The organism is Mycolicibacterium alvei, from assembly GCF_010727325.1.
GTDB classification, from domain to species: Bacteria; Actinomycetota; Actinomycetes; order Mycobacteriales; family Mycobacteriaceae; genus Mycobacterium; species Mycobacterium alvei.
Window position 1 is genome coordinate 1,193,626 of record NZ_AP022565.1, and the last position, 13,203, is coordinate 1,206,828.

Here is a 13,203-nt window from a genome sequence, read left to right on the forward strand (position 1 = left end):
CGCTGAGGCACGGTCGTACCGACGGGGTGTGGCGCGTACGGTGGGGACCAGACAACGCAGGGGGAATCCTGATGCCCACCATTCATCTGGAACGAGTGATCGCAGCACCGCGCGAGCGGGTCTTCGACTGGATGGCCGACCCGGCGGGTCTGGCCACCGCACCGCTGGTGCTCAGGGCCGGCTGGGCGGCGGGTTTCTCGGCACCCGCCGTCGGGGCCGTGCGGACGGTGACCGGCGCCGGCATGTGGTTTCGGGAGCAGATCACCGCCTACGACCGCCCGAACAGCTACTCGTATCTGATCATCGGGTCTTTCCCGCCGTTCGACCATGACGGCGGCACACTGACTTTCACACCCCGCGGCGACGGTACGCACATCGACTGGACGACGAGCTACACCCACCCCATACTCGCCGGCGGTAAGGCGCTGGAGGCCGTCAGCTCACGGCTGCTCCCGTGGAACTTCCGCGCCATCCTGGCCCATTGCGCCAAGGCGCTGGAACCTTAGAAGAGGGCTGGTTGCGTCGGTAGCTCGGGTTCACGCACGGCACCGACGCGCGCAGCTGGTGCAGGCCCCGTCAACCCGTGCCGGGCCACCAACGGCTTCACCCGGGTCCGAAGCATGTTGCGATAGTCCGGCGGCAGATACGCTCCGCGCCGGTACAACCGCTGATAATCGGCGAGCAGTTCCGGATGTTCACGCTGCAGCCAGGACATGAACCACCCGCGCGTCGTCCCCCGCAGATGCAGACCGAACACGGTCACTCCGCTGGCCCCTGCCGCAGCGATCCGGCCGAGCAGAGCGTCGAGTTGGTCAGCCGAATCAGTGAGGTACGGCAACACCGGTGCGACCATCACATGGCACCTCAGCCCGGCGTCGCGGATCGCCGTGATCAATCCCAATCGCGCTTCCGGCGAAGGGGTTCCGGGTTCGACCGTGCGGTGCAGCTCCGGATCGCCGACCGCCAGTGACACCGCGACGCTCACCTCGACACGACGCGACACCTCGGCGATCTGCGGCAGGTCGCGGCGAAGCAGCGTGCCCTTGGTCAGGATGGAGAACGGAGTTCCCGAATCAGACAGCGCCGCAATGATTCCTGGCATCAGGGCGTACCTGCCTTCGGCGCGCTGATACGGGTCGGTATTGGTCCCGAGCGCAACCGTCTCACGGGTCCAGGACCGGCGCCGCAACTCGCGGGCCAACACCTCGGCGACGTTGGTCTTCACCACCACCTGGGTGTCGAAGTCTGAACCGCTGTCGAACTCCAGATACTCATGGGTCGGACGCGCGAAGCAGTACCGGCAGGCGTGGCTGCAACCGCGGTAGCCGTTCACGGTGTACCGGAAGGGCAGCATCGACGCCGCGGGCACCTTGTTCAGCGCCGACTTGCACAGCACCTCGTGAAACGTGATGCCCTCGAACTGCGGTGTACGCACGCTGCGAACGAAACCGAGCCGCTGCAGACCCGGCAGCGCCCCGTCGTCGGCGCGCACCACCTGGTCATCCCACCGCATGCAATTATCGAACAATTGTTCGATATAGATGTCAAGGTAATTCCGTGCGTGTCAGCTATTCCACACGGCCTGAATAACGACCGGGTGCGCCGATGCCGCGGTTTCGGGTACGGCATCGGCGCGCGCCGTGGGCGCTTGCCCAGTCGCTGGCGCATCGGAGCGGAAGCGGAACCGCCCGACGCGCACATTTATATCGAACAAAAGTTCGAACAATGAGTCAAGCCGGATCCCAGTCTCTGGGATCGGCGGGTCAGATCACCACGCCCGCGTGCGGGTCGACTACCACTGACCGAGCTGGCAGCGCGGGCTGTACGGATGATCGTTTTGGACCGCGATCTGACCGTCGACGGTGATCTCACAGTGCGCGTTGGGCTGGGCCTGTCCCCCGTGCGTCGTGCTCGCGACGGTGAAGATGGCCCACTGCGGATCGGCGAGCGTGGTCTCGAACACCCAGGGCGTGTCGGGACCGACGTTGACCGTCGCCTTCTGCAGGTACTTGTACGCGTCAGCGTTGTAGGCGGCCATGCTCGCCGGCTGCGCCGTCAGGTAATAGAGGTCGAATTCGTAAGGGGCGCCGGAGGTGAGCGTGTACGTCACCTGATGACCTTGGCCCGCCGGGTCCGCATACGACGTTGCGCTGGAAACCGCCATACCCGCAGCCGCCAGAACGAGCGCCGCACCGACCGTGGTTGTCGCTTTTCGCATATTCGTCACATACGTCATATCCCAGCACGCTACCGCGTTGTTACACCCGGGACAGGACCAGTGTTCACACCGATCTAAGGACACCGTCCGAAATCTGTTCACGCTGGGAACACGGCCGTCATCGGGAGGTAACAAGCCGCTCTTAATTTTTCCGCATGACACAAGACCTCGGCAGTAAGCCGGCGGATGACACTGTCGAGGACCACCTCGACACCATGAATGCCACCAGGGAAACCCTGGAGGACTACACGCTGCGGTTCGCGCCGCGCAGCTACCGAAAGTGGTCGACGGGGGTGGTGGGCATCTCCGCGCTCGGCGGCATCGCCTACCTGGCCGACTTCGCGATCGGCGCCAACATCGGTATCTCGTACGGCACCGTCAATGCGCTGTGGGGCATCCTGATCTTCGCGGTCGTCGTCATCCTCACCGGATTTCCGGTCGCCTACTATTCCGCGCGGTACAACATCGACCTCGACCTCGTCACGCGCGGTAGCGGATTCGGTTACTACGGCTCGGTGGTCACCAACGTCATCTTCGCGACGTTCACCTTCATCTTCTTCGCGCTCGAAGGCTCGATCATGGCCCAGGGACTTCAGCTGGGCTTGCACATCCCGCTGTCGGTGGGATACGCGGTGTCCACCCTGGTCATCTTCCCCCTGGTGATCTACGGGATGAAAGCGCTTTCCACACTCCAGGTCTGGACGACACCGCTGTGGCTGGTCCTGATGGTGGCACCGTTCGTCTACCTCGTGGTGAGCCATCCGGAGTCGGTCGGCCAGTTCTTCGCCTATCAGGGAGAGAACGGGGTCAAGGGCTTCGATCTCGGCTCGACGCTGCTGGCCGCGGGCGTGTGCCTGTCACTCATCGCCCAGATCGCCGAACAGAACGACTATCTGCGGTTCATGCCGCCGCTGACCCCGGAGAACAAGCGGAGTTGGTGGACCTGGCTCATCCTGGCCGGGCCGGGGTGGGTGTTCTTCGGCGCCGTCAAGCAGGTGGTCGGGCTCTTCCTCGCGGTCTACCTGATCGCCAATGTCGCCGACAGCGCCGGAATCGCCAACCAGCCCGTGCACCAGTTCCTGGAGATCTACGAGAACTTCCTGCCCGGTTGGCTTGCGATGACACTGGCCGTGGTGCTCGTGGTGATCAGCCAGATCAAGATCAACGTCACCAACGCCTACTCGGGTTCGCTGGCGTGGACGAACGCCTTCACCCGCGTCACCAAGCACTACCCGGGACGTCTGGTGTTCCTCGGACTCAACCTGTTGATCGCACTGATCCTGATGGAAGCCAACATGTTCGACTTCCTCAACACGATCCTGGGCTTCTACGCCAACTGCGGCATGGCGTGGGTGGTCGTGGTCGCGAGCGACATCGTGTTCAACAAGTACCTACTCAAGCTGTCCCCGAAAGAGCCCGAGTTCCGGCGCGGCATGCTGTATGCGTTCAACCCCGTCGGTTTCGGCTCGATGCTGATCGCCGCTGGACTGTCGGTGATCGCATTCTTCGGCGGACTCGGCGAGGCCATCCGCCCGTACTCGCCGCTGGTCGCCATCGGCCTCGCGCTGGTGCTGCCGCCGATCATCGCCGTCGCCACCAAGGGGAAGTACTACCTGCGTCGCACCGACGACGGTATCGACCTGCCGATGTTCGACGAATTCGGCAACCCCTCCGGTGCTCACCTCAAATGCCATGTCTGCCATCACGATTACGAGCGGCCGGACATGCTCAAGTGTGAGACGCACGATGCCTTCGTGTGCTCGCTGTGCGTGAGCACCGACAGGGTCGCCGACCACGTGCTGCCCGCACAGCACCGCGCGTGACCGTGTACAAAAGGTCACCGAATGACGGCGCGCCGGGCAGCACATGCACGCTCGCGGTGAAAAGGTTAGGTGAGGCGGGAAAGAACCTCGGCGACAACGGAATCGGCCGCGACATCGACCTGCTCGCCGGTCGAGAGATCCTTGAGTCCGACGGTGCCGGCCTCGATGTCGCGGTCGCCGGCCACCAGCGCGTACTTGGCGCCGGAGCGGTCGGCGGCCTTCATCGCCCCCTTGAGCCCGCGGTCGCCGTAGGCCAGGTCGACGCTCACCCCGCCGGCCCGAAGCCGCGCGGCGAGCTTCGCCAAGTCCAGCTTGGCGGCCTCGCCCAGCGGCACACCGAACACCTCGACACCGCCGACACCGGTCACCGACTTGCCCTCGGCCTGCAGCGCGAGCAGCGTGCGGTCGACACCGAGCCCGAAGCCGATCCCCGAGACATCCTGCCCGCCGAGCTGACTCATCAGCCCGTCATAACGGCCACCGCCTCCGATGCCGGACTGCGCGCCCAGCCCGTCGTGCACGAACTCGAAAGTGGTCTTGGTGTAGTAGTCCAGCCCGCGCACCATGCGCGGGTTGATCACGTACGGCACACCGAGTGCGTCGAGGTGCGCCAGCACCACCTCGAAGTGGGCCTTGGCGCTGTCGGACAGGTGGTCGAGCATCAGCGGGGCGTCTGCGGTCATCTCCCGCACGTGGGGCCGCTTGTCGTCGAGCACCCGCAACGGGTTCAACCGGGCGCGTTGCTGGGTTTCTTCGTCCAGATCGAGTTTCGACAGGAAGGCCTGCAGCAGCTCCCGGTACGCGGGCCGGCAGGTGTCATCGCCCAGCGAGGTGATCTCGAGGCGGAAGCCGTCCAGACCCAACGACCGGAAACCGGCATCGGCGACCGCGATCACCTCGGCGTCCAATGCCGGATCGTCGACTCCGATGGCCTCCACGCCGACCTGCTGCAACTGACGGTAGCGTCCGGCCTGGGGGCGTTCGTAGCGGAAGAACGGCCCGGCGTAGCAGAGCTTCACCGGCAGCGCGCCCCGGTCCAGGCGGTGCTGGATCACCGCGCGGATCACCCCTGCGGTGCCCTCGGGACGCAGGGTCACCGAGCGGTCACCCCGGTCGGCGAACGTGTACATCTCCTTGGACACCACGTCGGTGGACTCACCCACACCGCGAGCGAACAGCGCGGTGTCCTCGAAGATCGGCAGTTCGATGTCGCCGTAGCCGGCCCGGCGCGCCGAGGCCAGCAGACCGTCCCGAACCGCCACGAACTGCGCCGACTCGGGCGGTAGATAGTCGGGCACGCCCTTGGGGGCCTGGAATGCAGAAGTCACAGAGTCAAACCTTCGAGAAACGGGTTGGTACGGCGTTCATGCCCGATGGTGGTGCGCGGGCCGTGCCCTGGTAATACCACGGTGTCATCGTCGAGTACCAACAGCTTTGTCACGATCGACTCGAGGAGGTCACGTCCGCTGCCACCGGGCAGGTCGGTGCGGCCCACCGAGGACCGGAACAGCGTATCGCCCGTGAACACGGTCGTGTGCACCCGGAACACCACCGATCCCCGGGTGTGCCCCGGGGTGTGCTCGACCGTGACCGAGACACCGTCGACATCGAGAGTTTGGCCGTCCCGGTCCAACTCGACCACCTGCCTGGGCTCGGAGAGCAGTGCACCGAACGCCAGCCGGGACAACCGGCCCACGAGGGCAGGCCCGAAATCTTTGATCGGGTCGGTCAGCATGAATCGGTCTTCGGGGTGGATGTAGACGGGGCAGCCGTAGCTGTCGGCGACCTTCTGGGCCGACCAGATGTGATCGAGGTGACCGTGGGTCAGCAGGACCGCCGCCGGGGTCAGGCGGTTCTCGTCGAGGATCCGGCGCAGCCGGTCCATCGCCCGCTGCCCCGGGTCGACGACGATCGCGTCGGCTCCTGGCCGCTCAGCCAGGACATAGCAGTTGCACGCCAGCATCCCGGCCGGAAATCCGGTAATGAACACGACCCCAGTTTCCCACGTCGCTGCTTTCCCGACGCACCGCGACCTGCGGTTACCGCGGGTCGCAGCACCGGCACTCAGGTTCGCCTGGCAGACTCGTTGCCGATCTCGACCGCCTACAAGGAGGACTGCTGCGGTGCCGACCAACGAACAACGGCGTGCGACGGCCAAGCGCAAGCTGGACCGCCAGCTGGAGCGCCGTGCCGCCCAGGAACGCAAACGACGCATCGTGACCATCGCGGGCACGGCGGTCGCGGCCCTCGTCGTCATCGGGGCGGTGGTGGCCACATTCGTGTTCACCGGCAAGGACTCGGGCAGCACGACCGCCTCGGCGGATGCCACCACCGCGACGTCCGGAGCGCCGGCGCAGCCTGCCGCCCAGGGGCAGCTCCCGGTCTTCGCCGCACCTGCCGACCTCGGCGCCGACTGCCAGTACCCGGCCGCCGCCGCGGCCAGCAAGCCTGCCACGCCACCGCGTACCGGCAAGGTCCCGACCGATCCGGCCACGGTCAGCGTCAGCATGGTCACCACCCAGGGCAACATCGGGCTGCAGCTCGACAACGCCAAGGCGCCCTGCACCGTGAACAGCTTCGCGAGCCTGGCCGGCCAGAACTACTTCAACGACACCCCGTGCCATCGGCTGACCGCGGGTGGCCTGTCGGTGCTGCAGTGCGGTGATCCGACCGGCCAGGGCACCGGCGGCCCCGGCTACAAGTTCGCCGACGAGTATCCGACGAACCAGTACCAGCCGGACAACCCGGCGCTGCAGCAGCCCGTGCTCTACCCCCGCGGCACCTTGGCCATGGCCAACGCCGGGCCCAACACCAACGGCAGCCAGTTCTTCCTGGTGTACCAGGACTCCCAGCTGCCCCCGAACTACACGGTGTTCGGCAAGATCGACGACACCGGCCTGGCCACCCTCGACAAGATCGCGGCGGCCGGCGTGGCCGGAGGCGGAGGCGACGGTAAGCCGAATCTGCCGGTCGAGCTGAAGTCCGTGGCACTGGACTAGTCCCGTTGACTGTCCCGCCCCCCTACGGCGGTTACCAGCCGGAGTATCCCAGTCACCCGGTGGGATATCCGGCTGGTTATCCCCCGCCCGCCCGCACCAACGGGATGGCGGTCGCGTCGTTGGTCGGTGCCGTCCTGTTCGCGCCGCTGGGCATCGTATTCGGGCACATTTCGCTGTCGCAGCTCAAACACAGCGGTGAACAGGGCCGCGGCATCGCGATCGCGGGTCTAGTCATCGGATACCTGATGACGGCACTGGCGATCGTGACGGTGGTGCTGGCCGTGGTGTTCGCCTTTATCCTCGTGAAAGTCGCAGACGACACGCCGCGGCAGGACCGCTACACGGCCGCTCCCGGTTCAGACCGTCGACTGCCCGCGTTCGCACCACCGGCGAACCTCGGCGCCAACTGCCAGTACCCGGCCACCACAGAACCGGCCACCAGGCCGGTCACCCCGCCGCGCACCGGCACGGTGCCGACCGAACCGGCCACGGTGGAAGCCGGGATCATCACCAATCGCGGCGGCATCGGACTCAAGCTCGCCAACGGCAAGGCGCCGTGCACGGTGAACAACTTCGCCAGCCTGGCCTTCCAAGGATTCTTCGACGGCACCCCGTGCCACCGGCTGACCACGGGCGAGCTCGCGGCGCTGCAGTGCGGCGACCCGTCGGGCAGCGGAACCGGTGGGCCCGGTTACCGATTCCCCAACGAGTACCCGACCAACCAGTATCGACTCTCCGACCCCGCGGTGCAGCAACCCGTGGTCTACCCACGCGGCACCGTGGCGATGGCGAATTCCGGGCCCGGTACCAACGGCAGCCAGTTCTTCCTCGTGTACGAGGATTCACTCCTGCCGCCGACGTACACGGTGTTCGGCACCGTCGACAAGACAGGACTGGACACCCTCGATGCGATCGCCGCAGCCGGCGTCGCCGACGGCGGCACGGACGGCCAACCAGCCAGCCCCGTCGAAATCACATCGGTCGCACTCGATTAACCCGCACTGCGTCAATTTCAGGGAGCGGGCGGGTGTGGCTGTGGCAAGGTGACCAGGACACAACGTCTACGACGAATGGGAAGTGGCGCATGAAGATCCGCATGTTCGGAACATCGGTGGCGGTGGCCGGTATCGCGGCGATCGGCTTGACGACCGCACCGATCGCAATGGCCGAACCGACCGTGACTCCGTTCGACACCACCCTGGAACTGGTCGATGCGGGCGGCGCCGTGGTCACCGGCTGGACGGTCGAGGAACTCGAGCCCGCCGACGACACGATCCCGGGTTACCACCCCGCCGGGACGCTGTGGGAGGCCGACGTCACCGTCGAGGCAGTCAAGGGCAGCGTCACGCCGATCATCCCGAATTTCAACGTCCGGGCCGCCAACGGCGAGACCTACCGCGTCGTCGTGGTCCTGCCTGCGCCCGAAGGGCTCAACCCGAGCACATTGCAGCAGGGTCAGTCCGCCGAGGGCGAACTGTATTTCGACGTCACCGGGGCGGAACCGGACAGTGTGGTCTACAACGCCGGAGGCCACGACCTGCTGATCTGGAAGGGCGAAGGCTAGGCCTCAGGCGGCGGAGGTGATGCGGTAGACGTCGTACACGCCTTCGACGTTGCGCACCACACTCAGCAGGTGGCCGAGGTGCTTGGGATCGCCCATCTCGAAGGTGAACCGGCTGATCGCCACCCGGTCGTTGGAGGTCGTCACCGACGCCGAAAGGATGTTGACCTTCTCGTCGGCCAGCACGCGGGTCACATCGGACAGCAGACGGTGCCGGTCGAGCGCCTCGACCTGGATGGCCACCAGGAACACCGACGACGGAGACGGCGCCCAGTTCACCTCGATGATGCGTTCCGACTGTTGTTGCAGGGACGCCGCATTCGTGCAGTCGGTGCGGTGCACGCTGACGCCGCCACCGCGGGTCACGAAGCCCATGATGGTGTCGCCGGGCACCGGGGTACAGCACTTGGCGAGCTTGGTCAGGGTTCCCGGCGCTCCCGGTACCGCGACGCCGGTGTCGTCGGTGCTGCGCTGACGCACCGGCATGGTCAAGGGCGTGGACCGCTCGGCGAGTTCGTCCTCGGCCGCGTCGTCGCCGCCGAACTGGGCGAGCAGCCGCTGCACGACGTGGCGCGCCGAGACGTGGCCCTCACCGACAGCGGTGTACAGGGCCGAGACGTCGACATAGCGCAGCTCGCGGGCCAGCGCGCCCATCGAATCGGCATTGATCAAGCGCTGCAACGGAAGTCCACCTCGGCGGACCTCCCGCGCGATGGCGTCCTTGCCGGACTCCAAGGCTTCTTCGCGGCGTTCCTTGGCGAACCACTGCCGGATCTTGGCCTTGGCCCGCGGCGACACCACGAAGGTCTGCCAGTCTCGTGACGGTCCGGCGTTGTGCGCCTTGGAGGTGAACACCTCGACGACTTCACCGTTCTCCAGCTTGCGCTCCAGCGCGACGAGCCGGCCGTTGACCCGGGCCCCGATACAGCGGTGCCCCACCTCGGTGTGCACGGCGTAGGCGAAGTCGACCGGCGTCGATCCGGTCGGCAGATTGATCACGTCGCCCTTGGGGGTGAAGACGAAGATCTCCTTGACCGCAAGGTCGTAACGCAGGGACTCGAGGAACTCGCCGGGGTCGGCGGCCTCCCGCTGCCAGTCGAGCAACTGGCGCATCCAGGCCATGTCGTCGATCTCGGTGGCGGCGTGGCTGGGCGGAACTCCGTTGCGGCCCTTGGCTTCTTTGTAACGCCAGTGCGCCGCGATGCCGTACTCGGCGGTGCGATGCATGTCGCGGGTGCGGATCTGCACCTCCAGCGGCTTACCCTCGGGGCCGACGACGGTGGTGTGCAGCGACTGGTAGACGCCGTAGCGCGGTTGGGCGATGTAATCCTTGAACCGGCCCGCCATCGGCTGCCACAGCGAGTGCACGACGCCGACGGCCGCGTAGCAGTCCCGGATCTCGTCGCACAGGATCCGCACGCCGACCAGGTCGTGGATGTCGTCGAAGTCGCGGCCCTTGACGATCATCTTCTGGTAGATCGACCAATAGTGCTTGGGCCTGCCCTCGACCACCGCGTTGATCTTCATCGCGCTCAGTGCCACGCCGATCTCGGCGCGCACCTTGGCCAGGTAGGTGTCGCGCGACGGTGCCCGATCGGCGACCAGTCGCACGATCTCCTCGTACTTCTTGGGGTGCAGGATCGCGAACGAGAGGTCCTCAAGCTCCCACTTGACCGTCGCCATACCAAGCCGATGTGCCAGCGGCGCAATGACTTCCAGGGTCTCGCGGGCCTTGCGGGCCTGCTTCTCGGGGGGCAGGAACCGCATGGTCCGCATGTTGTGCAGCCGATCGGCCACCTTGATCACCAGCACCCGCGGGTCACGGGCCATCGCGATGATCATCTTGCGGATCGTCTCGCCCTCGGCGGCCGAGCCGAGCACCACCTTGTCCAGCTTGGTGACCCCATCGACCAGGTGCCCCACCTCGGCCCCGAACTCGGCGGTCAACGCCTCCAGGGTGTATCCGGTGTCCTCCACCGTGTCGTGCAGCAGAGCCGCGACCAGCGTGGTGGTGTCCATCCCGAGCTCGGCCAGGATGTTGGCGACCGCCAGCGGGTGGGTGATGTACGGATCACCCGATTTGCGCAACTGGTCGGCGTGTCGCTGGTCGGCGACGTCGTAGGCCCGCTGCAGCAACTGCAGGTCGGCCTTGGGATAGATCTCGCGGTGCACCGCGACGAGGGGCTCCAGGACCGGGTTGAAGGCACTGCGCTGCGCGGTCATCCGGCGGGCCAACCGGGCGCGTACCCGGCGCGAGGCACTGGTCTTGGTCGTATCGGGAGCCGGTGGAGTGCCACCCGGCGGCGTCGGCGGCAACTCGGCGGTCTGGCCCGTGCCTGTGTCCGTAACCGGTTCGCTGGCCACCGTCACCTCCCGCTGTTGATCTGAGATATCGAGGATATCCCTCACACCGTGTGCAGGCTGCTGACCCTCAGCGGCGCCACCACGTCCCGGCCACCCAGGGCCGTCAATTCCAGCACCACAGCGGCGCTGAGGACGTTGGCGCCGGCGTCCTCGAGCAGCTGCATCGCCGCTGCCAGCGTCCCGCCGGTGGCCAGGACATCGTCGACGATCACCACGTTGCGCCCGGCGATATCAATCCCGTCGGCCGGGATCTCCAGGGTCGCGCTGCCGTACTCGAGCTGATAGGTCACGCTGTGCACCGGAGGCGGGAGCTTGCCGCCCTTGCGTACCGCCAGCACGCCGATACCGAGTCGGGTCGCGACCGCGGCACCCAGCAGGAAACCGCGCGCGTCCAGGCCGGCGACCAGATCGGCGTCGGCCGCGGTGGCGGCCAACGCATCGGTCACCGCACCCAGGCCCTCGGCGTCGGCCAGCAACGGGGTCAGGTCCTTGAACTGCACGCCGAGCTCGGGAAAGTCGGGAACCTCCCGGATCAGTTTCTTGACCAGCCGGGAAACATCGGCACTCACGTCGACAACTTCCAGCGGTCCATGTTCCAGCCCGCCCCCCACCGCGTCGGATTGCTGCTCACCGCATACATCTTGTTCGATGTCAGCACGGTGCGCTGCTGGCGATAGAGCGGCAGGGTCGGCATGTCGTTCCACAGGATCGTCGCGCCCTCCCCGGCAAGCCGGGCCAGTTCCTTCGGATCGCTCGTGACGGCCTGCGCATCGATGATGCCGTCGATCCGCTCGTTGAAGTAAGCGGACAGGTTGTTGCCGTTGCCCGAGTGGAAGGCATAGGCGTCGATCGCCGAAGAGCCCGAGGAACCGCTGCCCGCGGCCCCACCGGTGCTGGCGAGCAATCCGTCGATCTCGTTGTTGCGCAACGCCACCGGCCCCGCCGTCGCCGATCCGGCGTCCTGCACGGTGATGCCCGCGGCGGCACACGATTTCGCGATGGCTCCGACGGTCGCGGCCAGTCTGGCGTTGGGCGTCTGATACCCGATGCGCACGGTCAACGGCTTGTTGTGCAGGGTGGCGCGGGCCGCATCGGGGTTGGCGACACCGAATTGCGCGGCCTCGCCGACATTCTCGGCTGCACTGAACGCGTCGTCGCTGACCGGACTGAGCCGCGAGTTGACGATCGGCGTCGCGGCGTTACGGGCGATCACGTCACGCGGGGTGCACAGCGCGACGGCCCGTCGCGCCGCCGGGGCGCCCAGCGGACCGCCCGGCGCGAAGATCAACTGTTCGATACCGGCGGACGGGCTTTCGGTGCTGACATAGTCGTCGGGCAGATTGAGCAGGCCCGACGATCCGGACTCGATGTCGACGACGTCGAAGGATCCCTGGTTGACCCGCTCCTGGATGTCAGCCCCGCGCGGCCACACCGCGATCCGGTTGGTGACGGGGGCGGTGCCCCACCATTTGTCGTTGGCGACCAGGACCACCACGCCGTCCTCGGACACCGAGTCGATCCGGTAGGGGCCCGACGACGGGAACCGTTTCAGGTCGAGATCGGGCTTGAGATCCCAGCTGTTGTTCCACGCCTTGGCGATGCGGTCGATGGTCGGCTGGTCGCCGTTGAGCAACGCGGTGGCCACACCCCCGTCGTCCAGGTCGAGTTCGTCGGCGAGGACGTGTGCGGGCATCAGCGAGGTGGCCGCGAACAGATGGCCGTAGTCGAGGAATCCGCGGTCCTGGGCGAAGGACACCCGCGCCCGCTTCTGGCCGGGTACGCAGTCCACCGATGCGATGTCGCGGTAGCCGGCGTGGCTGGCGGCGTCGAACACGGGGAACCGGCCGGACTGTGCGCCCCAGGTCAACACCAGGTCGTCACAGGTGATCGGCTTACCGTCGGAATAGACGGCCTTGTCGCTGATCACGTAGTCGAGCACCAGTGGGGCGCGACCCACCACCGACACCGAGCCGAAGTCGTTGTCGGCCACCATCTGGCCTTCCGGCCCGTGATACGCGAACCCGGTCAATGCCCGGGCGAAGGCCTGCGGCCCGGCGGAGGCGGCTCCGGCCATGGTGTTGGTGTTGTACGTGGTCAGTGTGCCGTCCACGGCGTAGTCGATCTCGTCGGCCGAACTGCCCGAACATGCCGCCAGACCCAATCCGGCGACCACGGACAGGGTGGCCACGGTTGCCGTTGTCCGGGCCCGGGCCGCGGCCCGCCACTGAACCATGCGGA

Annotated in this window: 12 protein-coding genes; 5 read left to right on the forward strand and 7 right to left on the reverse strand. The window is 66.7% G+C overall.

All coding sequences use genetic code 11. The features are described 5' to 3' along the window. Positions 1-71 precede the first annotated feature (71 nt). Positions 72-506 (forward strand): SRPBCC family protein, encoded by a 435-nt coding sequence (locus tag G6N44_RS05585; RefSeq protein ID WP_163661873.1) that lies wholly within the window; start codon positions 72-74, stop codon positions 504-506. Here G6N44_RS05585 and G6N44_RS05590 read toward each other — a convergent pair. After that, entirely contained in the window at positions 503-1,513 is a 1,011-nt protein-coding gene (locus tag G6N44_RS05590; protein ID WP_163661875.1) for an Rv2578c family radical SAM protein, read from the reverse strand. The two genes, G6N44_RS05585 and G6N44_RS05590, sit on opposite strands and share 4 nt — an antisense overlap. 279 nt (positions 1,514-1,792) lie before the next feature. Continuing rightward, the gene (locus tag G6N44_RS05595; RefSeq protein ID WP_179964483.1) at positions 1,793-2,218 is read right to left on the reverse strand and encodes an Rv2576c family protein; all 426 of its coding nucleotides are present in this window, start codon (positions 2,216-2,218) and stop codon (positions 1,793-1,795) included. 155 nt (positions 2,219-2,373) lie between these two features. Between G6N44_RS05595 and G6N44_RS05600 the strand changes: the two genes are divergently transcribed. Further along, entirely contained in the window at positions 2,374-4,041 is a 1,668-nt protein-coding gene (locus tag G6N44_RS05600; RefSeq protein ID WP_163661877.1) for a purine-cytosine permease family protein, read from the forward strand. A 65-nt stretch (positions 4,042-4,106) separates the two neighbouring features. Here the strand turns inward: G6N44_RS05600 and hisS are convergent, their stop codons facing one another. Beyond that, entirely contained in the window at positions 4,107-5,369 is a 1,263-nt protein-coding gene (hisS, locus tag G6N44_RS05605) for a histidine--tRNA ligase (protein WP_163661879.1), read from the reverse strand. Beyond that, entirely contained in the window at positions 5,366-6,031 is a 666-nt protein-coding gene (locus G6N44_RS05610; RefSeq protein WP_163661881.1) for an MBL fold metallo-hydrolase, read from the reverse strand. Before G6N44_RS05610 ends, hisS begins: the two co-directional genes overlap by 4 nt. A 133-nt stretch (positions 6,032-6,164) precedes the next feature. On the opposite strand from G6N44_RS05610, the gene G6N44_RS05615 reads away from it, so the two are divergent. The 3 genes from G6N44_RS05615 to G6N44_RS05625 all read left to right on the forward strand — a co-directional run bounded on the left by G6N44_RS05615 (position 6,165) and on the right by G6N44_RS05625 (position 8,604). After that, a complete protein-coding gene (locus tag G6N44_RS05615) occupies positions 6,165-7,040 on the forward strand; it encodes a peptidylprolyl isomerase (protein ID WP_163661883.1) in 876 nt (291 codons plus the stop codon). Positions 7,041-7,045: 5 nt separating this feature from the next. Beyond that, the gene (locus tag G6N44_RS05620; RefSeq protein WP_163661885.1) at positions 7,046-8,035 is read left to right on the forward strand and encodes a peptidylprolyl isomerase; all 990 of its coding nucleotides are present in this window, start codon (positions 7,046-7,048) and stop codon (positions 8,033-8,035) included. Positions 8,036-8,124: 89 nt separating this feature from the next. After that, positions 8,125-8,604: an MPT63 family protein gene (locus tag G6N44_RS05625; protein ID WP_163661887.1), complete on the forward strand. Its 480-nt coding sequence runs from the start codon at positions 8,125-8,127 to the stop codon at positions 8,602-8,604. A gap of 3 nt (positions 8,605-8,607) precedes the next feature. On the opposite strand, the gene G6N44_RS05630 is transcribed toward G6N44_RS05625, so the two are convergent. The 3 genes from G6N44_RS05630 to G6N44_RS05640 are packed head-to-tail and all read right to left on the reverse strand — an operon-like array spanning position 8,608 to position 13,198. Further along, the gene (locus G6N44_RS05630) at positions 8,608-10,965 is read right to left on the reverse strand and encodes a RelA/SpoT family protein (protein WP_163669635.1); all 2,358 of its coding nucleotides are present in this window, start codon (positions 10,963-10,965) and stop codon (positions 8,608-8,610) included. A gap of 41 nt (positions 10,966-11,006) precedes the next feature. Next, positions 11,007-11,534, reverse strand: a complete 528-nt coding sequence (locus G6N44_RS05635; RefSeq protein ID WP_163661889.1) for an adenine phosphoribosyltransferase — start codon at positions 11,532-11,534, stop codon at positions 11,007-11,009. After that, positions 11,531-13,198, reverse strand: a complete 1,668-nt coding sequence (locus G6N44_RS05640) for an ABC transporter substrate-binding protein (protein ID WP_163661891.1) — start codon at positions 13,196-13,198, stop codon at positions 11,531-11,533. Before G6N44_RS05640 ends, G6N44_RS05635 begins: the two co-directional genes overlap by 4 nt. Positions 13,199-13,203: the final 5 nt, after the last annotated feature.